Here is a 23,827-nt window from a genome sequence, read left to right on the forward strand (position 1 = left end):
GGAGCGGCACGGGATCAGTTGGACTCGTCCTCGTCGTACCCGCTGTAGAAGTGGGCGCCGTCGAATCCGGGAACGGTGTCCTTGAGGGACAGGCCGAGCTCGGTGAGCTTGTCCTTGACCTCGTCCACCGACTTCTGACCGAAGTTGCGGATGTTCATGAGCTGCGTCTCCGAGAGGGCGACGAGCTCGCTGACCGTGTTGATGCCCTCGCGCTTGAGGCAGTTGTAGCTGCGGACCGACAGGTCGAGGTCCTCGATCGGGGTCTGCAGCTCGTTCGAGAGCACCGCGTCGACCGGCGCGGGGCCGATCTCGATGCCCTCGGCCGCCGTGTTGAGCTCGCGGGCGAGCCCGAACAGCTCGACCAGCGTGCGGCCGGCGGAGGCGATGGCGTCGCGAGGCGTGATCGCCGGCTTCGACTCGACGTCGACGACCAGACGGTCGAAGTCCGTGCGCTCACCGGCACGGGTCGCCTCGACCCGGTAGGTGACCTTGAGGACCGGCGAGTAAATCGAGTCGATCGGGATCTGACCGGCCTCGCTGAACTCGGAGCGGTTCTGGGTCGCCGAGACGTACCCACGACCGCGCTCGATCGTGAGCTCCAGCTCGAACCGGGCGGTGTCGTTCAGCGTGGCGATGACGAGGTCCGAGTTGTGGATCTCGACACCGGCCGGAGCCGAGATGTCCGCCGCCGTGACCTGGCCCGCGCCCTGCTTGCGGAGGTACGCCGTGATGGGCTCGTCGTGCTCGCTCGAGACGACCAGGTTCTTGATGTTGAGGATGATCTCGGTGACGTCCTCCTTGACACCCGGCACGGTGCTGAACTCGTGCAGCACACCGTCGATGCGGATGCTGGTGACGGCGGCACCGGGGATCGAGGACAGGAGCGTGCGGCGCAGCGAGTTGCCGAGGGTGTAGCCGAAGCCCGGCTCGAGCGGCTCGATGATGAACCGCGAGCGGAACTCGGAGATCGGCTCCTCGGTCAGGGTGGGGCGCTGTGCAATGAGCACTGTGGATTCCTTTCGGCGAAGTGTCCGCTATATGACACTTGGCGGTACGACGGGGCCCGAGGCCTCGCCGGGTCTGTTGAGTTGTGATCACGCGCACCGACGTGCGCGATCGAACGACCAGGAATGGCCGCGACCGGTCGACCCCGCTCGATGAGCGGGCGTCCGGTCGCGGCCGAGAGCTCCTAGCTCAGACGCGACGACGCTTCGGCGGGCGGCACCCGTTGTGCGCCTGCGGGGTGACGTCGTTGATCGAGCCCACCTCGAGGCCGGCGGCCTGGAGCGAGCGGATCGCGGTCTCGCGGCCCGAGCCCGGACCCTTGACGAAGACGTCGACCTTCTTGACGCCGTGCTCCTGCGCCTGGCGGGCGGCCGACTCGGCGGCGAGCTGCGCCGCGAACGGCGTGGACTTGCGCGAGCCCTTGAAGCCGACAGCACCGGACGAGGCCCAGCTCAGGACGGCGCCCGACGGGTCGGTGATGCTGACGATCGTGTTGTTGAACGTCGACTTGATGTGGGCCTGGCCCACGGCGATGTTCTTCTTCTCCTTGCGCCGCGGCTTGCGGGCAGCAGTCTTGGGGGTAGCCATGGTGATCTCCTATCGGGCCTTCTTCTTGCCTGCCACGGTGCGCTTCGGGCCCTTGCGGGTCCGCGCGTTGGTCTTGGTGCGCTGTCCACGCACCGGGAGACCACGACGGTGGCGGAGGCCCTCGTAGCTGCCGATCTCGACCTTGCGGCGGATGTCGGCGGCCACCTCACGGCGGAGGTCACCCTCGACCTTGAAGTTGCCCTCGATGAAGTCGCGGAGGGCGACGAGCTGGTCGTCGGTGAGGTCCTTGACGCGGATGTCGCCCGAGATACCGGTCTCGGCGAGCGCCTGGAGGGAACGGGTACGGCCGACGCCGTAGATGTACGTGAGTGCGATCTCCACGCGCTTCTCGCGCGGGATGTCGACGCCTGCTAGACGTGCCATGTCTGGCTGCTCCTGTTTTCGGTGGAGGTGTGGCGCAGTACCGGTGCCCGGGCCTCCGCCCCGAGGTGTCCCCGGTCGGTTCGTCGCCGATCGGTTCTGGCACTGCGTTGTCGATGTTCAGTTGTGCGTGCTGCTCAGCTGTTCGCTGTCGAGCCGGTGCGGGGCCTGGCGACCCCGCACGGCACCCGGCCGCGGCGGAGGGGCTAGCCCTGGCGCTGCTTGTGGCGCGGGTTGCTCTTGCAGATCACCATGACGCGGCCCTTCCGGCGGATCACCTTGCAGTGCTCACAGATGGGCTTGACGCTGGGGTTGACCTTCATGTCGATTCCTCGATCTCGCTGGCTTCGTACCCGACGGGGCCGTCGGGCCGTTCCTTTCCGGCGAGGATCACTTGTAGCGGTAGACGATCCGGCCGCGAGTGAGGTCGTACGGGCTGAGCTCCACGATCACGCGGTCCTCCGGGAGGATGCGGATGTAGTGCTGACGCATCTTCCCCGAGATGTGCGCGAGGACCTTGTGTCCGTTGGTCAGCTCAACGCGGAACATCGCGTTGGGCAGAGCCTCGAGCACCGAGCCCTCGATCTCGATGACGCCGTCTTTCTTGGCCATAGCCTCACTGTCGCTTGGGTTGCTGTCGCTGGGAGTGATCCGAACCGGTCTGCGGGTTCGGCGCCCGGTCTGGCAGGATGTGCAGACCGAACCGGTGACCACCGGAGCGGTCACCTGCGCCACGCCGAACGGCATGACACACCAAAGATCGATCTTATGTGGTAGCGGGACGATTGCCAAGTCCGGCCCGGTCTCGGCGCGTCCTGTTCGCGACCCGCGATCGCGCCGTCAGCGACCCCTCTTCAGGGGTTCTCCGGCGATTTCCAGGAGTGCGACAGGAGCGCCATCGTACGGTTCTCCACGGGAGTGCCGCCGCGCACCTCCGCCCGGCGACGCTCCGCCACCCGCGATGCCGCCCACGCCCCGCGCTGATGCGCCCACCGAACGGAGTCCACCTCGTGTCCGACGCCCCGCTGCGCCGCCGTCGCGGTCGCCCCGGCATCGCCCGGCACGGACGGCTCCGTCGTCCGAGCTCCTGGCGGACCCTGCTCACCGTCATCGCGTCCGTGCTCAGTGTCGCCCTCGTCAGCAGCGTCGCCGTCACGGCCTTCGCCGCGGTGACGCTCACGGGATCCGTCTCGACGGTCAAGCTCAGCGACGACGACCAGGCGAGCGCCAACAAGACCTCCATCACGGCGATGAAGGGCGGGGCGAACATCCTGCTCATCGGCAGCGACACCCGCGTGGGGCAGAAGGCGGAGTCGCTCGACACCGAGGGTGCGCGGAACGACGTCACGATCCTCATCCACATCTCCGCCGACCACACGCAGCTCACCGCCGTGAGCTTCCCCCGCGATCTCGTCGTGCCCCTCCCCGCCTGCACGAACCCGGACACGGGGACGTCCTACCCCGCGTCCTCCGCTGCGCAGATCAACACGGCGCTCGGCAACGGCGGTGTCTCGTGCGTCGTGGACACCGTCGAGAACCTGACCGGCCTGTCCATCCCGTACGCCGGTCTTATCACCTTCGACGGCGTCATCGAGATGTCGAACGCGGTCGGCGGTGTCTCGGTCTGCGTCGCGAACTCGATCAACGACAGCTACACGGGCCTCCATCTGTCGGCCGGGACGCACACGCTCCAGGGCACGCAGGCCCTCCAGTTCCTCCGGACCCGCCACGGCGTCGGCGACGGCAGCGACCTCGCGCGCATCAGCTCCCAGCAGGTGTTCCTGTCCGCCCTGCTCCGCAAGGTGACCTCGAACGGCACGCTGTCGAATCCCCTGACCCTGTACAAGCTCGCGCGCGCCGCGATCTCGAACATGACCTTGTCCGACGGTCTCGCCTCGGCCCAGACGCTCGTGTCACTCGCCACGACCCTCAAGAGCATGAGCACGGCGGACATGCTGTTCGTCCAGTACCCGGTGACCGACGATCCCTACGACGCGAACCGCGTGATCGTCTCCCAGAGCGACGCACACACGCTCAACGTCGCGCTGCAGAACGACACGAAGACGAGCCTCACCGACTCGAGCACCGGCCGTGCCTCCGAGGCCGAGGGCGGGACCGGCAGCGCGTCTTCCTCCGGCACCGGCAGCTCCGGGTCGTCGAGCAGCGGAACGTCGAGCAGCGGGACGTCGAGTGCGCCCTCCTCCGGGTCCTCGGCGAGCAGTTCGGCATCGAGCACGCCGAGCGCCACGGCGACGCCGCTGCCCTCGACGATCACCGGACAGTCGGCCGCCGAGCAGACCTGCTCGGTCGGCAACTGACAGCGGTCGCAGGCCGGGCGGGCCGCCCGCCGGTCCGCCGCTGACTTCCGCACGATCGGGAGGCGCGGCGCAGCCCGCCCGCCCGGCTCGGGAGGCGTGACGTGCTCCTGCCTCGGATGAGACGAACCGGGGCGTCGAGTGGCCTGTGACGTCGCGTCGCCCGCTGGTTCCCGCACTGCGGCTGGTTCACCCGCGCCGCTGGTTCCCGCACTGCGGCTGGTTCACCCGCGCCGCTGGTTCCCGCACTGCGGCTGGTTCACCCGCGCCGCTGGTTCCCGCACTGCGGCTGGTTCACCCGCGCCGCTGGTTCCCGCACTGCGGCTGGTTCACCCGCGCCGCTGGTTCCCGCACTGCGGCTGGTTCACCCGCGCCGCTGGTTCCCGCACTGCGGCTGGTTCACCCGCGCCGCTGGTTCACGCGCTGCGCTGGATCACGCGATGGGCTGCGGCTGCAGCCCGAGCGGTGCCAGGGCGGCGGCACCGCCGTCCGCTGCGGTGAGCACCCAGATGCCGTTTTCGTGCACCGCCACGCTGTGCTCCCAGTGCGCGGCGTCCGAGCCGTCGAGCGTGCGGACGGTCCAGCCGTCCGCATCGGTGCTGCTGTCGATCGTGCCGGCGGTCACCATCGGCTCGATGGCCACCGCGAGCCCCGGACGGACCGCGGGACCCCCGCCCCGCACCCGGTAGTTGAACACCGGCGGATCTTCGTGCATGGAACGACCGATGCCGTGACCCGTGAAGTCCTCCACGATGCCCCAGGCGCCGGTCTCGTCGATCGCGTCCTCGATGCTCGCGCCGATCTCGTTGAGGTTCCGTGCCGTCGCGAGAGCCGCGATCCCCCGCCACATCGACCGCTCGGTGACGTCCGCGAGCATCGTCCGTGCCGCGGCCCGCTCCGGGTCTCCCCCGGGCACGACGACCGTCACGGCGCTGTCGCCGTTCCAGCCGTCAACCTCGGCGCCCGCGTCGATGGACACGATGTCGCCGGCTTCGATCACCCGTTCGCCGGGGATGCCGTGCACGATCTCGTCGTTGACGGAGATGCACAGGGTGTGCTGGTAACCGGGGACCAGCTGGAAGTTCGGGACGCCACCGCCCTCGAGGATGACACGCTCCGCGATCGCGTCGAGTTCACCGGTGGTGATGCCGACGCGCAGCGCCGACCGGACGGCGTCCAGTGCCTGGGCGGTCAGGAGCCCCGGCCGGACCATCGCCCGGAGTTCCTCCGACGACTTGTAGAGCGACGGGCGGCGGAACCGCGCCACGGTCAGGCGACGGCGCGGCCGAGGCCGCGGGTCGCGAGCGCGTCGGCGATGCGGTCACCGACCTCGTCGACACCGCCGAGACCGTCGACGTCGATGACGAGCCCCCGCTGTGCGTACAGCGCCACGATGGGCTCCGTCTGCTCGAGGTAGACGTCCTGCCGGTGCCGGATGGCGTCCTCGGTGTCGTCGCTGCGACCCTGCTCGAGCGCACGCCTGCGGAGCCGGTCGACCAAGGCGTCCCGGTCGGCGACGAGCTGCACCACCGCGTCCAGGGCCTGCCCCTGCTCGGCGAGGAACCCGTCGAGGAACTCCACCTGCGCCGTCGTCCGGGGGTAGCCATCGAGCAGGAACCCCGGCTCGGCGTCCGGCTGACGGAGCCGATCGGCGATGAGCTCGTTCGTGAGGCTGTCGGGCACGTAGTCGCCGGCGTCCAGGATCGCCTTGACCCTGATGCCCAGCGGCGTCTCGTCACGGACGTTCTGCCGGAAGATGTCGCCCGTCGAGATCGCCGGGATCCCGAAGGCCTCGGCGATCCGCCCTGCCTGGGTGCCCTTGCCCGCACCAGGCGGGCCCACGATGATCAGCCGCGCGCTCATCGGAGGAGTCCCTCGTAGTGGCGCTGCTGCAGCTGCGAGTCGATCTGCTTCACGGTCTCGAGGCCCACACCGACGATGATCAGCAGGCTGGCACCACCGAACGGGAAGTTCTGGTTGGCGCCGAACCAGGCGAGTGCGGCGAGCGGGATGAGCGCGATGATGCCGAGGTAGAGAGCGCCGGGGAGCGTGACCCGTGTGAGCACGTAGTCGAGGTACTCCGCCGTCGGACGCCCGGCACGGATGCCCGGGATGAACCCGCCGTACTTCTTCATGTTGTCGGCGACTTCTTCCGGGTTGAACGTGATCGCGACGTAGAAGTACGTGAACCCGACGATGAGGAGGAAGTAGAGGACCATGTAGAAGGCGTTGTCGCCCGAGGTCAGGTTGTTCTGGATCCAGGTGACCCATGCCGCGGGCTCGGTCCCGTCGGACTTCTGGTTGAACTGTGCGACCAGCGCCGGCAGGTAGAGCAGCGACGACGCGAAGATGACGGGCACGACACCGGCCATGTTCACCTTGATCGGGATGTACGTGTTGTTGCCACCGTAGGTGCGACGCCCGACCATGCGCTTGGCGTACTGCACCGGGATCCGGCGCTGCGACTGCTCGACGAACACGACCGCCATCATGATCACGAGTCCGACGAGGATCACGAAGAGGAAGAGCTCGAAGGACTGCGACTGCTCGATGGCCCAGAGCGCGGTCGGGAACTGGGCCGCGATGGACGTGAAGATGAGGAGCGACATACCGTTGCCGACGCCGCGCTCGGTGACGAGCTCGCCCATCCACATGATGAGTCCGGTGCCAGCCGTCAGCGTGACCACCATGAGGAGGATCGCGTACCAGCTGTCGTTCGAGATGATCGACGTGCAGGAGGTCGACGCCGAGGTGCCGAAGAGCGCACCCGAGCGCGCGACCGTGATGAGCGTCGTCGACTGCAGGACCCCGAGCGCGATCGTGAGGTACCGCGTGTACTGCGTCAGCTTGGCCTGACCCGCCTGGCCCTCCTTGTAGAGGGCGTCGAAGTGCGGGATCACGACGCGCAGCAGCTGCACGATGATCGACGACGTGATGTACGGCATGATGCCGAGCGCGAAGACCGAGAGCTTCAGCAGCGCGCCGCCGGAGAACAGGTTCACGAGCCCGTACAGGCTCCCCTGGGATGAAGCGCTCGCGAGGCACGACTGCACGCTGGCGTAGTCGACGAACGGCGCGGGGATGTAGGACCCCAGGCGGAACAGCGCGATGATCGCGAGGGTGAAGCCGATCTTCTTGCGAAGGTCGGGGGTGCGCAAGATCCGCGCGACCGCTCTGAACACGAGTTCTCCGTACTTCGTTCAGTGCGACCCGAGCATCTCGGATCGCGTCAAGCGATGCCGAACCGGCGGCCCGAGCTGTGCTCGGACCGCCGGTCAGGTACTACTTGGAGACGGTGCCGCCCGCCGCCACGATCTTCTCCTCGGCGGAGCCGGAGACCTTGTCGACCGTGATGTTGAGCGCCACGCTGATGTCGCCCTGGCCGAGGACCTTGACCTTCTCGTTCTTACGGACCGCACCCTTGGCGACGAGGTCACTCACGGTGACGTCACCGCCCTGCGGGTAGAGCTCGCCGAGCTTGTCGAGGTTCACGACCTGGTACTCCACGCGGAAGGGGTTCTTGAACCCGCGGAGCTTCGGGGTGCGCATGTGCAGCGGCATCTGCCCACCCTCGAACCCGGCCTTGACCGAGTAGCGGGCCTTCGTGCCCTTGGTGCCACGTCCGGCCGTCTTGCCCTTCGAGCCCTCACCGCGTCCGACGCGGGTCCGGTCCTTCTTCGAGCCAGCAGCGGGACGGAGGTGGTGGACCTTGAGGACCTGCACGCGGCCCTCGGTGTTGCCGGCCTGTCCGGCCTTGGGGGTTTCGTCGCTCATGCGTTGATCTCCTCGACCTTCACGAGGTGCGCGACCGTCGCGACGTACCCGCGGTTCTGGGCGTTGTCCTCACGCTCGACCGACTGGCCGATGCGCTTGAGGCCCAGGCTGCGCAGGGTCTCGCGCTGGTACTGCTTCTCGCTGATAACGGACTTGATCTGGGTGACCTTGATCTTGCCGGCCATCAGGCACCTGCCTTCTCGGTCGCAGCCGTGCGGGCCGCGGCCTCGGCACGCAGCAGACGACCCGGGACGACCCGGTCGACGTCGAGGCCACGGCGGCTGGCGACCGCACGGGGCTCCTCGAGCTGCTGCAGCGCCGTGACGGTGGCGTGCACGATGTTGATGGTGTTGGACGACCCGAGCGACTTGCTCAGGACGTCGTGGATGCCGGCGCACTCCAGGACGGCGCGCACCGGACCACCGGCGATGACGCCGGTACCGGCAGCGGCCGGGCGGAGGAGCACGACGCCAGCGGCGGCCTCACCCTGCACGGGGTGCGGGATCGTGTTGCCGACGCGCGGGACGCGGAAGAAGTTCTTCTTCGCCTCCTCGACGCCCTTGGAGATCGCGGTCGGGACCTCGCGGGCCTTGCCGTAGCCGACGCCGACGAGTCCGTTGCCGTCACCCACCACGACGAGCGCGGTGAAGCTGAAGCGACGACCGCCCTTGACGACCTTCGACACACGGTTGATCGTCACGACGCGCTCGAGGAACTGGCTCTCGGCGGCGCGGTTGTTGCGGTCGCCGCGACCACCCTGCTGGCGGTCACGACCCCCACCACGGCGTCCGCGCTCGGGGCCCGTGTTCTCGCGGTTCGCCGACGCGGAGCCGGCTGCGGTCTCGACCGGCTTCTCGACCGGTGCTTCCTGATTGGTGCTGCTCGCGGTGTCGCTCACAGGTTCAGCCCTCCTTCACGGGCGCCTTCGGCGATCGCGGCGACGCGACCGGCGTACTTGCTGCCACCGCGGTCGAACACGACCGCCTCGACACCCGCGGCCTTCGCGCGCTCGGCGACGAGCTCGCCGACGCGACGCGACTTCGCGGTCTTGTCGCCGTCCAGGCTGCGGAGGTCCGCCTCCATGGTCGACGCGCTGGCGACGGTGTGGCCCTTGGTGTCGTCGATGACCTGCACGAACACGTGACGCGACGAGCGGGTGACGACCAGACGCGGACGCGTCTCGGTGCCGGTGATCTTCTTGCGGAGGCGGGTGTGACGGCGCGCCTTGGCGGCCGACTTGCTCGCTCCTCGAGTTCCGAGAGCCATGATCACTTACCTGACTTTCCGGCCTTGCGGCGGACGACCTCGCCGGCGTAGCGAACGCCCTTGCCCTTGTACGGCTCGGGCTTGCGAAGCTTGCGGATGTTTGCGGCGACCTCACCGACGGCCTGCTTGTCGATGCCGTTCACGGTGAGTCGGTTGTTGCCCTCGACGGTGAAGCTGATGCCCGCGGGCGGCTCGACCGTGATGGGGTGCGAGTAGCCGAGTGCGAACTCGACGCTCGTGCCGCGTGCCTGGACGCGGTAGCCGGTCCCGACGACCTCGAGGCCCTTGGAGTAGCCCTGGGTCACGCCGGTGATCTGGTTGGCGATCAGCGTCCGGGTCAGGCCGTGCAGCGAGCGCGAGGTGCGCTCGTCGTCCGGACGGGTGACGAGGATCTGGTTGTCCTCGATCGCGACCGCGATGGGGCTGGCGACGGTGAGCGCGAGCTCACCCTTCGGCCCCTTGACGGCGACGTTCGCGCCGTCGACCGTCACGGTGACGCCGGCGGGGATGTCGATGGGAAGACGTCCGATACGAGACATGGTCGATCACCACACGTAGGCGAGGACTTCCCCACCCACGCCCTTCTGCTCGGCCTCGCGGTCCGTGAGGAGACCCGAGGAAGTCGACAGGATCGCCACGCCGAGGCCACCGAGGACCTGGGGGATCTCCGTCGACTTGGCGTAGACCCGGAGACCGGGCTTGGAGACGCGCTTGATGCCGGCGATGGAGCGCTCGCGCTCGGGGCCGTACTTGAGGTCGATGGTGAGGGTCTGCCCCACGCGGGCATCCTCCACACGCCACTCGCTGATGTAACCCTCGCGCTTGAGGATCTCGGCGATGTGGGTCTTCAGCTTCGAGCTGGGCAGCGAGACGGCGTCGTGGTGCGCCGAGTTCGCGTTGCGCAATCTCGTCAGCATGTCTGCGACCGGATCGGTCATCGTCATGGTTGGTTCATCCTGTTCTCACCCGGTTTCGACACCCGTTCCACGGATGCCGACCTGTGTGATCGGGCGACGTCAGGGCGATTCCCCGACGTCTCGGTGCTCGTGCGGCGGGCCGGAGGGGGCGCCCCTCCGGCCCGGCCGTCCGAACGATCTTAGACCGTCTGCTCGCTGGAACGGAACGGGAAACCGAGCTGGCGGAGCAGCGCGCGGCCCTCGTCGTCCGTCTTGGCCGTGGTGACGACGGTGATGTCGAAGCCACGGACGCGGTCGATGCGGTCCTGGTCGATCTCGTGGAACACGCTCTGCTCCGTGAGACCGAAGGTGTAGTTGCCGTTGCCGTCGAACTGGCGGTCGCTCAGACCGCGGAAGTCGCGGATGCGGGGCAGTGCCAGCGACAGCAGGCGGTCGAGGAACTCCCACGCGCGGTCACCGCGGAGGGTGACGTGCGCGCCGATGGGCTGGCCCTCGCGCAGCTTGAACTGCGCGATGGACTTGCGGGCCTTCGTGACCTGCGGCTTCTGGCCGGTGATGGCCGTGAGGTCGCGCACCGCACCGTCGATGACCTTCGAGTCACGAGCGGCCTCGCCGACACCGGTGTTCACGACGACCTTGACCAGGCCGGGGACCTGGTGGACGTTCGTGTAGCCGAACTGCTCGGTGAGCGCCGCGGCGATCTCGTTCTGGTACTTCTGCTTCAGCCGCGGCTGGACCTTCTCGCTGGACGCGGCCTCGGCCGGCGCCGTAGTGGTGTCGCTCATCAGAGGTCCTCCCCCGACTTCTTGGCGTAACGGACGCGGACGGTCTTGGTGACGCCGTCCTTCTCGACCGTCTCGGTGCGGTGACCGACACGGGTCGGCTTCTTGGTCTTCGGGTCGACCACGGCCACGTTGGACACGTGGATCGGGGCCTCGTGGGTCTCGATGCCACCGGTCTTCGAGCCGCGCTGGGTCTGACCGACGCGGACGTGCTTCTTGACGAAGTTCACGCCCTCGACGACGACACGCTGCTCGTCGGGGAGCACCTCGATGACCTTGCCCTGCTTGCCGCGGTCGCCACCGCGCGCCTGCGACGGGCCCGAGATCACCTGGACCAGGTCGCCCTTCTTGATGTTCGCCATGACTAGATGACCTCCGGTGCCAGCGAGATGATCTTCATGAACTTCTTGTCGCGGAGCTCGCGACCGACCGGCCCGAAGATGCGGGTGCCCCGGGGGTCGCCGTCCGCCTTGAGGATCACCGCGGCGTTCTCGTCGAACTTGATGTAGGAGCCGTCCTGACGACGGGTCTCCTTCTTGGTGCGAACGATGACGGCCTTGACGACGTCACCCTTCTTGACGTTGCCGCCCGGGATCGCGTCCTTCACGGTCGCGACGATCACGTCACCGAGGCCGGCATAGCGACGACCCGAGCCACCGAGCACGCGGATGGCCAGGATCTCCTTGGCTCCGGTGTTGTCGGCGACCTTCAGGCGGGATTCCTGCTGAATCACTGCTGTCTCCTATTCCGCAAGTAGGCCCGGGGGCTTACTTGGCCTTCTCGAGGATCTCGACCAGGCGCCAGCGCTTGGTGGCGCTGAGGGGACGGGTCTCGCTGATGAGGACCAGGTCGCCGATGCCGGCGGTGCCCTGCTCGTCGTGGGCCTTCACCTTGGAGGTGCGACGGATGACCTTGCCGTAGAGGGGGTGCTTCACGCGGTCCTCGACCTCGACGACGATCGTCTTGTCCATCTTGTCGCTCGTGACGTAGCCACGACGCGTCTTGCGGTAGCCGCGCGCGGTGGTCGCGGCGTCGACCTCGGTGGCCTGCTTCTCGGTGGCCATCACTTCTCCTCGGTGCTGGTCGATGCAGCGGTGTCGGTCGTCGTGGCCTCGGCCGCGTCGGCCTTCTTGCGGGACGACTTCTTGGTCGTGGTGGTGCTCGCCTCGACCGGGGTCGGGGTGGCACGGATGCCGAGCTCGCGCTCGCGCAGCACCGTGTAGATGCGGGCGATGTCGCGCTTGACGGCACGGAGGCGGCCGTGGCTCTCGAGCTGGCCGGTGGCCGACTGGAAGCGCAGGTTGAACAGCTCTTCCTTGGCCTTCTTCAGCTCGTCAGCGAGACGCTCGTCCTCGAAGGTGTCGAGCTCCGACGGACGGAGCTCCTTGGAACCGATCGCCATTATGCGTCGCCCTCCTCGCGCTTGATGATGCGTGCCTTGAGGGGCAGCTTGTGGATTGCACGGGTCATCGCCTCGCGGGCGATGTCCTCGCTCACGCCGGAGAGCTCGAAGAGCACGCGTCCCGGCTTGACGTTCGCGACCCACCACTCGGGCGAACCCTTACCGGAACCCATGCGGGTCTCGGCGGGCTTCTTCGTGAGCGGACGGTCCGGGTAGATGTTGATCCACACCTTGCCGCCACGCTTGATGTGACGCGTCATGGCGATACGAGCGGACTCGATCTGGCGGTTCGTCACGTAGGCGGGGGTCAGGGCCTGGATACCGAAGTCACCGAACGACACCTTGGTGCCGCCGGTCGCCTGGCCGCGACGCGTGGGGTGGTGCTGCTTGCGGTGCTTGACTCGACGGGGGATAAGCATGGTTACGCCTCAACTCCTGCGCCGGCCGGCGCCTCCTGCGGAGCCTGCTGCTCGCGACGGTCGCCGCGGGGGGCGCCGTCACGGCCGCCACGACCGCCACGGCCGCCGTCACGACGCTCGGGGCGCGACGAACGCTGGTTCGCCTGCTCGCGAGCGAGCTCCTTGTTGGTGATGTCGCCCTTGTAGATCCAGACCTTCACACCGATCCGACCGAAGGTCGTGCGGGCCTCGTAGAAGCCGTAGTCGATGTTGGCGCGGAGCGTGTGCAGGGGCACGCGGCCCTCGCGGTAGAACTCCGAACGGCTCATCTCGGCGCCGCCGAGACGACCCGACACCTGGATCCGGACGCCCTTGGCGCCAGCGCGCTGGGCGCCCTGGAGGCCCTTGCGCATGGCGCGACGGAACGCGACACGAGCGCTGAGCTGCTCCGCGATGCCCTGGGCGACGAGCTGCGCCTCGGTCTCGGGGTTCTTGACCTCGAGGATGTTCAGCTGGATCTGCTTGCCCGTGAGCTTCTCGAGGTCGCCGCGGATGCGCTCGGCCTCGGCGCCACGGCGGCCGATGACGATGCCAGGACGGGCCGTGTGGATGTCCACGCGGACGCGGTCACGGGTGCGCTCGAGCTCGATGCGGGCGACGCCGGCGCGGTCGAGGGACTTGGTCAGCATCTGACGGATGCGGACGTCCTCGGCGACGTAGTCGCTGTACCGCTGGCCCTTCTTGGTGCTGTCCGAGAACCAGTGCGACACGTGGTCCGTCGTGATCCCGAGACGGAAGCCGTACGGGTTGACCTTCTGGCCCATTACTTGCTCGCCTTCTTGCTGGTAGCGGCCGCCTCGACCTCGTCCGGCGTCGCGAGGACGACCGTGATGTGGCTGGTGCGCTTGTTGATGCGGAAGGCTCGCCCCTGGGCACGCGGCTGGAACCGCTTCAGGGTCGTGCCCTCGTCGACGAAGACGCGGCTCACGTAGAGGTCGCGCTCGTCGAGGAAGCTGTTCGTCTGGTCCGCCTTGACCCGGGCGTTCGCGATCGCCGAGGCGACCAGCTTGTAGACCGGCTCAGAAGCGCCCTGCGGGGCGAACTTCAGGATGGCGAGGGCCTCGTGGGCCTGCTTGCCGCGGATCAGCTCGATGACGCGACGGGCCTTCTGAGGCGTGACGCGGATGTGTCGCACGCGTGCGATCGACTCCACCATTTCGTTCCTCCTTCAGCGTCCCCGCCTTAGCGGCGACGGCCCTTCTTGTCGTCCTTCACGTGACCACGGAAGGTGCGGGTCGGCGCGAACTCGCCGAGCTTGTGACCGACCATCGACTCGGTGACGAACACCGGGATGTGCTTGCGGCCGTCGTGCACGGCGATCGTGTGCCCGAGCATGTTCGGAACGATCATCGAGCGACGCGACCACGTGCGGATCACGTTCTTCGTGTTGGCCTCGTTCTGGACGACCACCTTGCGAAGCAGGTGCTCGTCGACGAAGGGGCCCTTCTTCAGACTGCGTGGCATCTTCTACAACTCCTACTTGCGCTTCTTACCGGCGGTGCGGCGACGGACGATGAGCTGGTCGCTCGGCTTGTTCGGCTTGCGCGTCCGGCCCTCCGGCTGGCCCCACGGGCTGACCGGGTGGCGACCACCGGAGGTCTTGCCCTCACCACCACCGTGCGGGTGGTCGATCGGGTTCATCGCGACACCACGCACGGTCGGGCGGACGCCCTTCCAGCGCATGCGGCCGGCCTTACCCCAGTTGATGTTCGACTGCTCGGCGTTGCCGACCTCGCCGATCGTCGCGCGGCAGCGCGCGTCGACGTTGCGGACCTCGCCCGACGGCAGGCGGAGCTGCGCGTAGGGGCCGTCCTTCGCCACGAGGCGCACCGAGGCACCCGCGGAACGGGCGAGCTTGGCGCCGCCACCCGGACGGAGCTCGATCGCGTGCACGACCGTACCGACGGGGATGTTGCGGAGCGGCAGGTTGTTGCCCGGCTTGATGTCGGCGCCGGCACCCGACTCGACGACGTCGCCCTGCTTCAGGCGGTTCGGCGCGAGGATGTAGCGCTTGGTGCCGTCCACGAAGTGCAGCAGCGCGATGCGCGCGGTGCGGTTCGGGTCGTACTCGATGTGCGCGACCTTGGCGTCGACGCCGTCCTTGTCGTTCCGACGGAAGTCGATGACCCGGTACTGGCGCTTGTGGCCACCACCGATGTGACGCGTCGTGATCCGGCCGGAGCTGTTGCGGCCACCGGTCTTCGGGAGCGGACGCAGGAGCGACTTCTCCGGGGTCGAACGCGTGATCTCGGCGAAGTCGGCGACGGAGGAGCCGCGACGACCCGGGGTCGTGGGCTTGTAGTTACGAATAGCCATGATGTATCCCTTCCGGTCCTCAGCCGACAGCCGTGAAGATGTCGATCGAACCGGACTTGAGCGTGACGATGGCGCGCTTGGTGTCCTTGCGCTTGCCGATGCCGAACCGCGTACGACGGGTCTTGCCCGGACGGTTCAGGGTGTTGATGCCCGCGACCTTGACGTCGAAGATCTTCTCGATGGCGAGCTTGATCTCGGTCTTGTTCGCGCGCGGGTCCACGAGGAACGTGTACTTGCCCTGGTCGATGAGGCCGTAGCTCTTCTCCGACACGACCGGCGCGATGATGATGTCGCGCGGGTCCTTGTTGAAGCCGCTCATGCGTTGTTCTCCTTCGCGGTCTTCGACGCGACGAAGGCGTCGAGGGCGCTCTTGCTGAAGACCACGTCGTCGCTCACGAGGACGTCGTAGGCGTTCAGCTGGCCGTACGTGAGCGCGTGGACGTTGGGCAGGTTCCGGACGCTCTTGAGCGCGACCTCGTCCGTCGACTCGAGCACGACGAGGACGTGCTTCGACGGGGCGATCTTCTCGAGGAGCGTGCGGACGCTCTTGGTCGAGGGGACCTCGGCGTCGAGGAAGGCCTCGACCGCGTGGATCCGCCCACCGCGAGCGCGGTCCGAGAGCGAACCGAGCAGCGCCTTGGCGATCATCTTCTTGGGGGTGCGCTGCGCGTAGTCGCGCGGCACGGGTCCGTGGACGATGCCACCGCCGGTCATCTGCGGGGCGCGGATCGAGCCCTGACGCGCGCGGCCGGTGCCCTTCTGCTTGAAGGGCTTGCGGCCGGCACCGGAGACCTCGCCGCGGCGCTTGGTCTTGTGGGTGCCCTGACGCGCGGCGGCGAGCTGCGCGACGACGACCTGGTGGATCAGCGGGACGTTGGTCTCGACGTCGAAGATCTCGGCGGGGAGCTCGACCGTGCCGGCCTGGGCGCCCGACGCGTCGAGCACGTCGATCGTGGTTGCAGTCGTGGTGGCCATGCTCACTTACCCTTCACGGCGGTGCGGACGAAGACGATGCGACCGCGAGCACCGGGGACCGCGCCCTTGACGAGCAGCAGGTTCTTCTCGGCGTCCACGGCGTGCACCGTGAGGTTGAGGACGGTGACGCGCTCCCCACCCATGCGACCGGCCATGCGCATGCCCTTGAAGACGCGCGACGGGGTCGACGAAGCACCGATCGAACCGGGCTTGCGGTGGTTGCGGTGCGCACCGTGCGAGGCGGAGACACCCTTGAAGTTGTGGCGCTTCATGACACCGGCGAAGCCCTTGCCCTTGCTGGTGCCGACGACGTCGACCTTCTGGCCGGCCTCGAACATATCGACGGCGAGCTCCTGGCCGAGCGCGTACTCGCCGGCGTCAGCGGTGCGGATCTCGGTGAGGTGGCGGCGCGGCGTGACACCGGCGGCCTCGAAGTGCCCGGCGGAGGGCTTGTTGACCTTGCGGGGGTCGATCGCGCCAGCGGCGATCTGGACGGCCTGGTAGCCGTCCTTCTCGGCGGTGCGGATCTGGGTCACGACGTTCGGGGTGATCTCGACGACGGTGACGGGGATGAGCTTGTTGTTCTCGTCCCACACCTGGGTCATGCCGAGCTTCTTGCCGAGCAGGCCCTTGACGGTCTTGGTTGCGATGGCCATCGTTGTCGCCCCCTTACAGCTTGATCTCGATGTTGACGTCGGCGGGCAGGTCGAGACGCATGAGCGAGTCGACGGCCTTCGGCGTCGGGTCGATGATGTCGATGACCCGCTTGTGCGTGCGCTTCTCGAAGTGCTCGCGCGAGTCCTTGTACTTGTGGGGAGAACGGATCACGACGACCACGTTCTTCTCGGTGGGGAGCGGCACCGGGCCGACCACGGTCGCACCGGCACGGGTCACCGTGTCGACGATCTTCCGGGCCGACGTGTCGATGACCTCGTGGTCGTACGACTTGAGCCGGATGCGGATCTTCTGTCCCGCCATGTCTCTCTCGTTCCTCTCTGCGCCGCGCACCGCGTGGGCCGCCTGACGCCGCCTGCCTCGTCGGGCAGGCTGTTTGCCTAGATCACCGGCACGTCACCGTCGGGATCACTCCCGCCGGCCATGACCGCTGTTCTCCTGTCAACTGCCCTCCCGGGCCGATCGAGAACCCACTCCGCAGGAGGGGGATTTCGACCGTTCCGGTCGGACCCGTATCGCCTCCGCGGAGCACACGGGTGTCCCCGTGCGTTCCAGGTGTGGAGTCGATGTGGTGTTCTTGCTGCCTGCGGCCCAGGCGCAGCCACCCGGAGGGCGGGGCCTGTGCACTGCCTGGGCAGTGACCCGGCGGACACGTGTGTCCGCGGAATTTGGAACCGGACAAGTCTCGCATGTCCTCCGCACTCGTGCAACCCGGGCGTGTCGCGTGCGATCCACGCCGTTGCGGGGCTCGAGGAGCGGCGGACGGGCGGTCCGGGGCGACCTGGTGACGGGCCTCCCGTCGGGAGTCCGGCGACCGCCCGCCGACGTCAGACCGTCGGACGGAACCAGGGCGGGAACACCGCGACACGCGGGGCGTGGCCGCCGGCCTCCGCCAGGACCGAGCGGACGTCGTCGCGGACGCGGTCGTTCGGCACGCCGACGACCGCGACGGCCGAGAACGGCACACGCGGACCCGCCAGCAGCTCGACGCGCTGCAACTCGGGGTCCTGGAGCGAAGCGCGTCGGAGCAGGGTGCCCGCGGCCTCCGGGCCGACGGCCGAGCGCGCCGCGGGGTCCTCCGCGTCGAGATCCGTCACGATGACCGACGCCCCGAACGCGACGGTCGGCACGACCAGCATGACGTAGTCGACCGGACGACTGCGACGTGCCGCCTCGGACCACCGGTCGCCCTCGGCGCCGGTGCGCAGCGACTGCCAGGTCAGGGCCTCCGGGGTGAGCACGAAGGCGACGTGGTCCGCGACGGACCCGCCGTCCGGGGTGGCCGCGGCCGCTCGGGCCGCGCGGACCTCCGCCGCGCTGACGTCGAACTCAGGGACCACCGACGACGCGGCCAGCAGCGCACCCTCGGCGACGATGGCCGCGAGGTTGTCACGATGGGTCCAGTGGTGCGCGCGCATCGACGCGAACGGGCGGACCTGGGGCTCCGCCGCCACCGGGGCCGCGGTCCGGGTCGCACTCCGGGAGGCCCGGGGCGCGTCCGACGGACCGTCCGACCGGAGCGAGACCGGACGGGCACGCCGCGGGGCGCGGGCCGGTGCGACGACCGGTTCCGCCCGCTGCCGTGGGGTGCAGATGTCACAGAGCTCGACGGGGAAACCGTGGATGCACTCGTCGGTCACGCTGGCCTCTCCGTGCCGACGCCCGAACGGTCGGCACGTGCATCAACGGTACGTCATTCAGTCGCGGTAGAGCAGCGCGCGGACCTCGGACTCCGCAGAGGCCAACCGGGCCGGATCGATCGTCTCGCCGTGGTTGTACGCGTCGATCACGCGCGGGTCGATGTAGCTCTGCCGCGCCACGGTCGGGGTGTTGCCGAGCACGTCGGACGCGGCCTTCACCGCATGCGAGATCGCCTTCTTGCGCTTGGCGTCGGACGACTGGGGGCCCGTCTTCGCCAGGTCCACGGCCGCGGCGACCGTACCGTGCAGCGTCCGGAAGTCCTTCGCCGTGAAGTCGTCGCCAGCGCGCTCCTTGACGTACTCGTTGATGAGCTCGGCCGACAGCGGACGCCACTCGGCACCGGGCTCGTCGCGGAACGAGAGCAGTCGCGCGTTCCCGCCCCGACGCTTCATGCCCACGAGCACCCGCGCGAGGTCGTGGTCGTGGATGGTGGACGACCACTCCTGCCCGCTCTTGCCCGGGAACCCGAGCTCGATGTCGTCGCCCGAGATGTGCGCGTGAGAACACAGCAGCGTCGACAGGCCGTGGCTCCCGTGCTCGAGCGCGTACCGCTCCGAGCCGACCCGGAGCGACCCCTGGTCGAGCATCCGGAAGGCCGCGGCCTGCGCACGTCGGAGGTCCGGGTCCGGTCGGCGGAGGTCCATGGTCACCATCCGTCGAGCGGACGGGAGCGACTCGGCGAGGGCGAGCGCCCGGTCGTACTTGATCTTGTCCATCCGCTCGCGCCAACCCGGGTGGTACATGTACTGGCGCCGACCGGCGCCGTCGATGCCCGTCGCGAGGATGTGTCCGTTCTCGTACGGCGAGATCCACACGTCGTTCCACGCGGGCGGGATCACCAGCTCGTCGAACCGGTGGCGGAGGTCGGCGTCGTGGACAGTACCGCCGTCCGGATCGCGGTAGGAGAACCCCTTGCCGGATCGGACCCGGTGGAATCCGCGTCCCGTCGTCCTCGAACGGCGCAGACGTGTCATGCGACCAGTCAACACCGGCATCCCCGCCGATGACCCACCGAGGTGCCCACGGTCCTCCCGGCTCACGGTGGGCTCGCGCACGTCGCGCCCTGCCTCGTCCCGCCCCGTCATGCCCAGGGACGCCACGTCACGCCCGGGGACGCCACGTCATGCCCAGGGACGCCGGGTCCCGCCCAGGGACGCCACGTCATGCCCAGGGACGCCGGGTCCCGCCCAGGGACGCCACGTCCCGTCCGGGAACGACGAAAGGGGCCGGACCCGAAGGTCCGACCCCTTGTCGCAGCAACCGGAGTTACTTGATGATCTTCTCGACCGTACCGGCGCCGACCGTACGACCACCCTCACGGATGGCGAAGCGGAGGCCCTCCTCCATGGCGATCGGCTGGATCAGCTCGACCGTGATGGAGGTGGTGTCGCCGGGCATGACCATCTCGGTGCCCTCGGGCAGCGTGATGACGCCGGTGACGTCCGTGGTGCGGAAGTAGAACTGCGGGCGGTAGTTCCCGTAGAACGGGTTGTGACGACCACCCTCGTCCTTCGACAGGATGTAGACGTTCGCGGAGAACTCGGTGTGCGGCGTGACCGAACCCGGCTTCACGACGACCTGGCCGCGCTCGACGTCCTCGCGCTTGGTGCCGCGGAGGAGCAGACCCGTGTTGTCACCGGCCTCGGCGGAGTCCAGCAGCTTGCGGAACATCTCGATGCCCGTGACGGTGGTCTTCTGCGTCGCGCGGATGCCGACGATCTCGACCTCCTCGTTCACCTTGAGCGTGCCACGCTCGACACGACCGGTGACGACGGTGCCACGACCGGTGATCGTGAAGACGTCCTCGATCGGCATCAGGAAGGGCTGGTCGGTGGCGCGCACCGGGTCCGGCACGTTCTCGTCGACGGCGTCCATGAGGTCGGCGACCGTCGCGGCCCACTTCTCGTCACCCTCGAGCGCCTGGAGCGCCGAGACGCGGACGATCGGGGCGTTGTCGCCGTCGAACTCCTGGCTCGAGAGGAGCTCGCGGACCTCGAGCTCGACGAGCTCCAGGATCTCCTCGTCGTCCACCATGTCGGCCTTGTTGAGGGCCACGACGATGTAGGGGACACCGACCTGACGGGCGAGCAGCACGTGCTCACGCGTCTGCGGCATCGGGCCGTCGGTGGCGGCGACCACGAGGATCGCGCCATCCATCTGCGCCGCACCCGTGATCATGTTCTTCACGTAGTCCGCGTGGCCCGGGGCGTCGACGTGCGCGTAGTGGCGCTTCTCGGTCTGGTACTCGACGTGCGAGATGTTGATCGTGATACCGCGCTGCTTCTCCTCAGGCGCGTTGTCGATCTGGTCGAACGCCGAGGCCGTGTTCAGCTCCGGGTACTTGTCGTGCAGGACCTTGGTGATCGCCGCGGTGAGCGTCGTCTTGCCGTGGTCGACGTGCCCGATGGTTCCGATGTTGACGTGCGGCTTGGTCCGCTCGAACTTGGCCTTAGCCACTGTGGGTCCTCCTCAGGACTCGGATGCAGGACCCCCGGTTCACGTCCGGCGGCGCTGCGTGTTGGTGTGGAACTACTGTACTTGGTGGCGAGGGGGCCGCTGCCGACCCCCTCGCCTGGGGAGTCACGCCGAGGGCGTCACTCCCCCTTGCTCTTCTGCACGATCTCGTCCGCCACGGCCCGGGGGACCTCGGCGTAGGAGTCGAACACCATCGAGTAGACGGCGCGGCCCGACGTCTTCGACCGGAGGTCGCCGACGTAGCCGAACATCTCGGACAGCGGCACGCTCGCGCGGACCACCTTGACGCCCGAGGCGTCTTCCATCGACGAGATCTGCCCACGACGGGAGTTCAGGTCGCCGATGACGTCGCCCATGTACTCCTCGGGGGTGCGGACCTCGACGGCCATGAGCGGCTCGAGCAGGACGGGGTTCGCCTTGCGCGCAGCCTCCTTGTAGGCCATCGAACCGGCGATCTTGAACGCCATCTCGGACGAGTCGACGTCGTGCGCCGCACCGTCGAGGAGGGTCGCCTTGACGCCGACCGTCGGAAAGCCCGCGAGGATGCCGACCTGCATGGCGTCCTGGATGCCGGCGTCGACCGAGGGGATGTACTCGCGCGGAACGCGGCCACCCGTGACCTTGTTCTCGAACTCGTAGACCTTCTCGGCCGTGACCTCCATCGGCTCGAGCGCGATCTGCACCTTCGCGAACTGGCCGGAACCACCGGTCTGCTTCTTGTGGGTGTAGTCGTACCGCTCGACCGGCTTGCGCAGGGTCTCGCGGTACGCGACCTGCGGCTTGCCGACGTTCGCCTCGACCTTGAACTCGCGCTTCATGCGGTCGACGAGGATGTCGAGGTGGAGCTCGCCCATGCCCTTGATGACCGTCTGACCGGTCTCCGCGTTGAGCTCGACCCGGAACGTCGGGTCCTCCTCCGCCAGCTTCTGGATGGCGGTGGAGAGCTTCTCCTGGTCCTGCTTGGTCTTCGGCTCGATCGCGACCTCGATGACCGGCTCCGGGAACGTCATCGACTCGAGGACGATCTGGTTGTCCGGGTCGCACAGGGTGTCACCGGTCGTCGTGTCCTTGAGGCCGATCACCGCGTAGATGTGGCCCGCGGTCACGCTGTCGACCGGGTTCTCCTTGTTGGAGTGCATCTGGAAGATCTTGCCGATGCGCTCCTTCTTGCCCTTTGTCGAGTTGATGACCTGCGACCCGGACTCGATGGAGCCCGAGTACACGCGGACGTAGGTGAGGCGACCGAAGAACGGGTGCACCGCGACCTTGAACGCGAGGGCGGAGAAGGGCTCGGTCGAGTCGGCGTGACGGGTGAGGATGGTCTCCTCGTTCTTCACGTCGTGGCCCTCGACCGCCGGGACGTCGAGCGGGCTCGGCAGGTAGTCGATGACCGCGTCGAGCATCGGCTGCACACCGCGGTTCTTGAACGCCGAACCACAGAGGACCGGGTAGACCTCGCTGTTGACCGTGAGCTTGCGGATGGCGCCCTTGATCTCGTCGACGGAGAGGTCCTCGCCACCGAAGTACTTCTCGAGCAGGGCGTCGTCGGTCTCGGCGACGCGCTCGATCAGCTTCGCGCGGTACTCGTCGGCCTTGTCCTTGAGGTCGGCCGGGATCTCCTCGATCTCGTAGTGCGCGCCCATCTGGACGTCACCCTTGGCGTCACCGCGCCAGGTGAGCGCCCGCATCTCGACGAGGTCCACGACACCCTCGAAGGTGCTCTCGGCACCGATCGGGAGCTGGATCACGAGCGGCTCCGCGCCGAGGCGGTTGATGATCGTGTCCACCGTGAAGTAGAAGTCCGCGCCGAGCTTGTCCATCTTGTTGACGAAGCAGATGCGGGGCACGTCGTACTTGTCGGCCTGACGCCAGACGGTCTCCGACTGGGGCTCGACGCCCTCCTTGCCGTCGAACACGGCGACGGCGCCGTCGAGGACGCGGAGCGAACGCTCCACCTCGACGGTGAAGTCGACGTGACCAGGCGTGTCGATGATGTTGATCTGGTTCTTGTTCCAGAAGCACGTCGTCGCGGCCGACGTGATCGTGATGCCGCGCTCCTGCTCCTGCGCCATCCAGTCCATCGTGGCGGCCCCGTCGTGGACCTCCCCGATCTTGTGGGTGATGCCCGTGTAGAACAGGATGCGCTCGGTGGTGGTGGTCTTGCCGGCATCGATGTGCGCCATGATGCCGATGTTGCGGACCTTGTTCAGGTCGGTGAGCACGTCCTGTGCCACAGGGTTCCTCCGAGTAGTTGTGGGAGTCGACAGCGCCCATGGGGGCGCCGGGATCATGTCGCCGGCACCCCCGATGGGGCCGGGAGTGTTACCAGCGGTAGTGCGCGAAGGCCTTGTTCGACTCGGCCATCTTGTGGGTGTCCTCGCGGCGCTTGACCGCGGCACCCAGACCGTTCGACGCGTCGAGGATCTCGTTCATGAGACGCTCGGTCATCGTCTTCTCGCGACGGGCCTTGGCGTACGAGGTGAGCCAGCGGAGCGCGAGCGTGTTCGCACGGTGCGGCTTGACCTCGACCGGCACCTGGTAGGTCGAACCACCGACGCGGCGGCTGCGGACCTCGAGGGTCGGACGGACGTTGTCGAGGGCCTTCTTGAGCGTCGCGACGGCGTCCTGCTGGTTCTTGGCGGCGACGCCTTCGAGTGCACCGTAGACGATGCGCTCGGCGAGGCCCTTCTTGCCGTCGAGCAGGATCTTGTTGACGAGCTGGCTGACGACCGGAGCGCCGTAGACCGGATCGGCGACGACGGGGCGCTTGGGGGCGGGTCCCTTACGAGGCATCTAT

At 68.1% G+C, this 23,827-nt stretch carries 34 protein-coding genes; 1 reads left to right on the forward strand and 33 read right to left on the reverse strand.

The window, feature by feature from the left end; genetic code table 11:
• Positions 1-14 precede the first annotated feature (14 nt).
• From DEI86_RS05920 to infA, 5 genes are all read right to left on the reverse strand, one after another.
• Positions 15-1,007, reverse strand: coding sequence for a DNA-directed RNA polymerase subunit alpha (locus DEI86_RS05920; RefSeq protein WP_111009825.1), 993 nt, complete (start codon positions 1,005-1,007; stop codon positions 15-17).
• Between the two features lie 187 nt (positions 1,008-1,194).
• Positions 1,195-1,593: a 30S ribosomal protein S11 gene (rpsK, locus tag DEI86_RS05925; protein ID WP_055950867.1), complete on the reverse strand. Its 399-nt coding sequence runs from the start codon at positions 1,591-1,593 to the stop codon at positions 1,195-1,197.
• 9 nt (positions 1,594-1,602) lie between these two features.
• Positions 1,603-1,977: a 30S ribosomal protein S13 gene (rpsM, locus tag DEI86_RS05930; protein ID WP_111009826.1), complete on the reverse strand. Its 375-nt coding sequence runs from the start codon at positions 1,975-1,977 to the stop codon at positions 1,603-1,605.
• 203 nt (positions 1,978-2,180) lie between these two features.
• Entirely contained in the window at positions 2,181-2,297 is a 117-nt protein-coding gene (gene rpmJ / locus DEI86_RS05935; RefSeq protein ID WP_066517823.1) for a 50S ribosomal protein L36, read from the reverse strand.
• Between the two features lie 67 nt (positions 2,298-2,364).
• Complete coding sequence (gene infA / locus DEI86_RS05940; RefSeq protein WP_017885509.1) at positions 2,365-2,586, reverse strand: translation initiation factor IF-1; 222 nt, start codon at positions 2,584-2,586, stop codon at positions 2,365-2,367.
• Between the two features lie 398 nt (positions 2,587-2,984).
• Between infA and DEI86_RS05945 the strand changes: the two genes are divergently transcribed.
• The gene (locus tag DEI86_RS05945) at positions 2,985-4,292 is read left to right on the forward strand and encodes an LCP family protein (protein WP_258369894.1); all 1,308 of its coding nucleotides are present in this window, start codon (positions 2,985-2,987) and stop codon (positions 4,290-4,292) included.
• A gap of 430 nt (positions 4,293-4,722) precedes the next feature.
• Here the strand turns inward: DEI86_RS05945 and map are convergent, their stop codons facing one another.
• The 28 genes from map to rpsG all read right to left on the reverse strand — a co-directional run bounded on the left by map (position 4,723) and on the right by rpsG (position 23,823).
• The gene (gene map / locus DEI86_RS05950; RefSeq protein ID WP_111049038.1) at positions 4,723-5,556 is read right to left on the reverse strand and encodes a type I methionyl aminopeptidase; all 834 of its coding nucleotides are present in this window, start codon (positions 5,554-5,556) and stop codon (positions 4,723-4,725) included.
• Between the two features lie 2 nt (positions 5,557-5,558).
• Positions 5,559-6,152 carry an adenylate kinase gene (locus DEI86_RS05955; RefSeq protein WP_181439712.1) on the reverse strand — a complete coding sequence of 198 codons (594 nt, stop codon included), beginning with the start codon at positions 6,150-6,152 and terminating at the stop codon, positions 5,559-5,561.
• The gene (gene secY, locus DEI86_RS05960) at positions 6,149-7,471 is read right to left on the reverse strand and encodes a preprotein translocase subunit SecY (protein ID WP_111012132.1); all 1,323 of its coding nucleotides are present in this window, start codon (positions 7,469-7,471) and stop codon (positions 6,149-6,151) included. Before secY ends, DEI86_RS05955 begins: the two co-directional genes overlap by 4 nt.
• A 100-nt stretch (positions 7,472-7,571) precedes the next feature.
• A complete protein-coding gene (rplO, locus tag DEI86_RS05965) occupies positions 7,572-8,063 on the reverse strand; it encodes a 50S ribosomal protein L15 (protein WP_111009830.1) in 492 nt (163 codons plus the stop codon).
• On the reverse strand, positions 8,060-8,248 hold the full coding sequence (rpmD, locus tag DEI86_RS05970) for a 50S ribosomal protein L30 (protein WP_111009831.1): 189 nt from the start codon (positions 8,246-8,248) through the stop codon (positions 8,060-8,062). Before rpmD ends, rplO begins: the two co-directional genes overlap by 4 nt.
• Entirely contained in the window at positions 8,248-8,961 is a 714-nt protein-coding gene (rpsE, locus tag DEI86_RS05975) for a 30S ribosomal protein S5 (RefSeq protein ID WP_111009832.1), read from the reverse strand. Before rpsE ends, rpmD begins: the two co-directional genes overlap by 1 nt.
• Positions 8,958-9,329: a 50S ribosomal protein L18 gene (gene rplR / locus DEI86_RS05980; protein WP_111012131.1), complete on the reverse strand. Its 372-nt coding sequence runs from the start codon at positions 9,327-9,329 to the stop codon at positions 8,958-8,960. The genes rpsE and rplR overlap by 4 nt, the downstream gene beginning before the upstream one ends.
• Positions 9,330-9,331: 2 nt before the next feature.
• The gene (gene rplF, locus DEI86_RS05985) at positions 9,332-9,868 is read right to left on the reverse strand and encodes a 50S ribosomal protein L6 (RefSeq protein WP_111009834.1); all 537 of its coding nucleotides are present in this window, start codon (positions 9,866-9,868) and stop codon (positions 9,332-9,334) included.
• A gap of 6 nt (positions 9,869-9,874) precedes the next feature.
• Positions 9,875-10,273, reverse strand: coding sequence for a 30S ribosomal protein S8 (gene rpsH / locus DEI86_RS05990; protein WP_111009835.1), 399 nt, complete (start codon positions 10,271-10,273; stop codon positions 9,875-9,877).
• Between the two features lie 152 nt (positions 10,274-10,425).
• Positions 10,426-11,031 carry a 50S ribosomal protein L5 gene (rplE, locus tag DEI86_RS05995; RefSeq protein ID WP_111049039.1) on the reverse strand — a complete coding sequence of 202 codons (606 nt, stop codon included), beginning with the start codon at positions 11,029-11,031 and terminating at the stop codon, positions 10,426-10,428.
• Positions 11,031-11,390, reverse strand: coding sequence for a 50S ribosomal protein L24 (gene rplX, locus DEI86_RS06000; protein WP_111009837.1), 360 nt, complete (start codon positions 11,388-11,390; stop codon positions 11,031-11,033). The genes rplE and rplX overlap by 1 nt, the downstream gene beginning before the upstream one ends.
• Positions 11,391-11,392: 2 nt before the next feature.
• Complete coding sequence (rplN, locus tag DEI86_RS06005) at positions 11,393-11,761, reverse strand: 50S ribosomal protein L14 (protein ID WP_066517778.1); 369 nt, start codon at positions 11,759-11,761, stop codon at positions 11,393-11,395.
• Between the two features lie 34 nt (positions 11,762-11,795).
• Complete coding sequence (gene rpsQ / locus DEI86_RS06010) at positions 11,796-12,092, reverse strand: 30S ribosomal protein S17 (protein WP_111012128.1); 297 nt, start codon at positions 12,090-12,092, stop codon at positions 11,796-11,798.
• Entirely contained in the window at positions 12,092-12,430 is a 339-nt protein-coding gene (gene rpmC, locus DEI86_RS16960) for a 50S ribosomal protein L29 (RefSeq protein ID WP_111009839.1), read from the reverse strand. The genes rpsQ and rpmC overlap by 1 nt, the downstream gene beginning before the upstream one ends.
• Positions 12,430-12,849: a 50S ribosomal protein L16 gene (rplP, locus tag DEI86_RS06020; RefSeq protein ID WP_111009840.1), complete on the reverse strand. Its 420-nt coding sequence runs from the start codon at positions 12,847-12,849 to the stop codon at positions 12,430-12,432. Before rplP ends, rpmC begins: the two co-directional genes overlap by 1 nt.
• 2 nt (positions 12,850-12,851) lie before the next feature.
• Complete coding sequence (gene rpsC, locus DEI86_RS06025; RefSeq protein ID WP_111009841.1) at positions 12,852-13,652, reverse strand: 30S ribosomal protein S3; 801 nt, start codon at positions 13,650-13,652, stop codon at positions 12,852-12,854.
• A complete protein-coding gene (gene rplV, locus DEI86_RS06030) occupies positions 13,652-14,044 on the reverse strand; it encodes a 50S ribosomal protein L22 (RefSeq protein WP_111009843.1) in 393 nt (130 codons plus the stop codon). The genes rpsC and rplV overlap by 1 nt, the downstream gene beginning before the upstream one ends.
• Before the next feature lie 26 nt (positions 14,045-14,070).
• Entirely contained in the window at positions 14,071-14,352 is a 282-nt protein-coding gene (gene rpsS, locus DEI86_RS06035) for a 30S ribosomal protein S19 (RefSeq protein ID WP_111009845.1), read from the reverse strand.
• A 12-nt stretch (positions 14,353-14,364) separates the two neighbouring features.
• Complete coding sequence (rplB, locus tag DEI86_RS06040; protein WP_111009847.1) at positions 14,365-15,204, reverse strand: 50S ribosomal protein L2; 840 nt, start codon at positions 15,202-15,204, stop codon at positions 14,365-14,367.
• A gap of 19 nt (positions 15,205-15,223) precedes the next feature.
• Positions 15,224-15,523, reverse strand: a complete 300-nt coding sequence (rplW, locus tag DEI86_RS06045) for a 50S ribosomal protein L23 (protein ID WP_111009849.1) — start codon at positions 15,521-15,523, stop codon at positions 15,224-15,226.
• On the reverse strand, positions 15,520-16,179 hold the full coding sequence (gene rplD / locus DEI86_RS06050) for a 50S ribosomal protein L4 (RefSeq protein ID WP_111012127.1): 660 nt from the start codon (positions 16,177-16,179) through the stop codon (positions 15,520-15,522). The genes rplW and rplD overlap by 4 nt, the downstream gene beginning before the upstream one ends.
• A gap of 2 nt (positions 16,180-16,181) precedes the next feature.
• Positions 16,182-16,835 carry a 50S ribosomal protein L3 gene (gene rplC, locus DEI86_RS06055; protein ID WP_111009852.1) on the reverse strand — a complete coding sequence of 218 codons (654 nt, stop codon included), beginning with the start codon at positions 16,833-16,835 and terminating at the stop codon, positions 16,182-16,184.
• Between the two features lie 13 nt (positions 16,836-16,848).
• On the reverse strand, positions 16,849-17,157 hold the full coding sequence (rpsJ, locus tag DEI86_RS06060) for a 30S ribosomal protein S10 (protein WP_111009854.1): 309 nt from the start codon (positions 17,155-17,157) through the stop codon (positions 16,849-16,851).
• A 524-nt stretch (positions 17,158-17,681) separates the two neighbouring features.
• Positions 17,682-18,494, reverse strand: a complete 813-nt coding sequence (locus DEI86_RS06065) for a DarT ssDNA thymidine ADP-ribosyltransferase family protein (protein WP_111049040.1) — start codon at positions 18,492-18,494, stop codon at positions 17,682-17,684.
• A gap of 57 nt (positions 18,495-18,551) precedes the next feature.
• Positions 18,552-19,529 (reverse strand): DNA topoisomerase IB, encoded by a 978-nt coding sequence (locus tag DEI86_RS06070; protein ID WP_111009909.1) that lies wholly within the window; start codon positions 19,527-19,529, stop codon positions 18,552-18,554.
• A 292-nt stretch (positions 19,530-19,821) separates the two neighbouring features.
• Positions 19,822-21,012, reverse strand: coding sequence for an elongation factor Tu (gene tuf, locus DEI86_RS06075; protein WP_111009858.1), 1,191 nt, complete (start codon positions 21,010-21,012; stop codon positions 19,822-19,824).
• Between the two features lie 137 nt (positions 21,013-21,149).
• Positions 21,150-23,264 carry an elongation factor G gene (gene fusA / locus DEI86_RS06080; RefSeq protein ID WP_111009860.1) on the reverse strand — a complete coding sequence of 705 codons (2,115 nt, stop codon included), beginning with the start codon at positions 23,262-23,264 and terminating at the stop codon, positions 21,150-21,152.
• Positions 23,265-23,352: 88 nt separating this feature from the next.
• A complete protein-coding gene (gene rpsG / locus DEI86_RS06085) occupies positions 23,353-23,823 on the reverse strand; it encodes a 30S ribosomal protein S7 (RefSeq protein ID WP_111009862.1) in 471 nt (156 codons plus the stop codon).
• Positions 23,824-23,827 lie beyond the last annotated feature (4 nt).

It is taken from the genome of Curtobacterium sp. MCBD17_028, assembly GCF_003234875.1.
In the GTDB taxonomy this organism is placed as follows: Bacteria; Actinomycetota; Actinomycetes; order Actinomycetales; family Microbacteriaceae; genus Curtobacterium.

Excerpts from the sequence above, each read along its gene's own strand:
- rplD (WP_111012127.1), bottom strand. The coding sequence starts at position 16,179 with ATGGCCACCACGACTGCAACCACGATCGACGTGCTCGACGCGTCGGGC.
- rplV (WP_111009843.1), bottom strand. The coding sequence starts at position 14,044 with ATGGTGGAGTCGATCGCACGCGTGCGACACATCCGCGTCACGCCTCAG.
- infA (WP_017885509.1), bottom strand. The coding sequence starts at position 2,586 with ATGGCCAAGAAAGACGGCGTCATCGAGATCGAGGGCTCGGTGCTCGAG.
- rplW (WP_111009849.1), bottom strand. The coding sequence starts at position 15,523 with ATGAGCGGCTTCAACAAGGACCCGCGCGACATCATCATCGCGCCGGTC.
- rplX (WP_111009837.1), bottom strand. The coding sequence starts at position 11,390 with ATGGCGAACATCAAGAAGGGCGACCTGGTCCAGGTGATCTCGGGCCCG.
- DEI86_RS06070 (WP_111009909.1), bottom strand. The coding sequence starts at position 19,529 with ATGACACGTCTGCGCCGTTCGAGGACGACGGGACGCGGATTCCACCGG.
- rplB (WP_111009847.1), bottom strand. The coding sequence starts at position 15,204 with ATGGCTATTCGTAACTACAAGCCCACGACCCCGGGTCGTCGCGGCTCC.
- rpsJ (WP_111009854.1), bottom strand. The coding sequence starts at position 17,157 with ATGGCGGGACAGAAGATCCGCATCCGGCTCAAGTCGTACGACCACGAG.
- DEI86_RS05955 (WP_181439712.1), bottom strand. The coding sequence starts at position 6,152 with ATGAGCGCGCGGCTGATCATCGTGGGCCCGCCTGGTGCGGGCAAGGGC.
- rpsC (WP_111009841.1), bottom strand. The coding sequence starts at position 13,652 with ATGGGCCAGAAGGTCAACCCGTACGGCTTCCGTCTCGGGATCACGACG.
- rplF (WP_111009834.1), bottom strand. The coding sequence starts at position 9,868 with ATGTCTCGTATCGGACGTCTTCCCATCGACATCCCCGCCGGCGTCACC.
- rpmD (WP_111009831.1), bottom strand. The coding sequence starts at position 8,248 with ATGGCCGGCAAGATCAAGGTCACCCAGATCAAGTCCGTTATCAGCGAG.
- rpsQ (WP_111012128.1), bottom strand. The coding sequence starts at position 12,092 with ATGGCCACCGAGAAGCAGGCCACCGAGGTCGACGCCGCGACCACCGCG.
- rpmJ (WP_066517823.1), bottom strand. The coding sequence starts at position 2,297 with ATGAAGGTCAACCCCAGCGTCAAGCCCATCTGTGAGCACTGCAAGGTG.
- rplO (WP_111009830.1), bottom strand. The coding sequence starts at position 8,063 with ATGAGCGACGAAACCCCCAAGGCCGGACAGGCCGGCAACACCGAGGGC.
- rpsH (WP_111009835.1), bottom strand. The coding sequence starts at position 10,273 with ATGACGATGACCGATCCGGTCGCAGACATGCTGACGAGATTGCGCAAC.
- rpsK (WP_055950867.1), bottom strand. The coding sequence starts at position 1,593 with ATGGCTACCCCCAAGACTGCTGCCCGCAAGCCGCGGCGCAAGGAGAAG.
- rpsG (WP_111009862.1), bottom strand. The coding sequence starts at position 23,823 with ATGCCTCGTAAGGGACCCGCCCCCAAGCGCCCCGTCGTCGCCGATCCG.
- rpsS (WP_111009845.1), bottom strand. The coding sequence starts at position 14,352 with ATGCCACGCAGTCTGAAGAAGGGCCCCTTCGTCGACGAGCACCTGCTT.
- rplP (WP_111009840.1), bottom strand. The coding sequence starts at position 12,849 with ATGCTTATCCCCCGTCGAGTCAAGCACCGCAAGCAGCACCACCCCACG.
- rplC (WP_111009852.1), bottom strand. The coding sequence starts at position 16,835 with ATGGCCATCGCAACCAAGACCGTCAAGGGCCTGCTCGGCAAGAAGCTC.
- rpsM (WP_111009826.1), bottom strand. The coding sequence starts at position 1,977 with ATGGCACGTCTAGCAGGCGTCGACATCCCGCGCGAGAAGCGCGTGGAG.
- rplR (WP_111012131.1), bottom strand. The coding sequence starts at position 9,329 with ATGGCTCTCGGAACTCGAGGAGCGAGCAAGTCGGCCGCCAAGGCGCGC.
- rpmC (WP_111009839.1), bottom strand. The coding sequence starts at position 12,430 with ATGGCGATCGGTTCCAAGGAGCTCCGTCCGTCGGAGCTCGACACCTTC.
- rplE (WP_111049039.1), bottom strand. The coding sequence starts at position 11,031 with ATGAGCGACACCACTACGGCGCCGGCCGAGGCCGCGTCCAGCGAGAAG.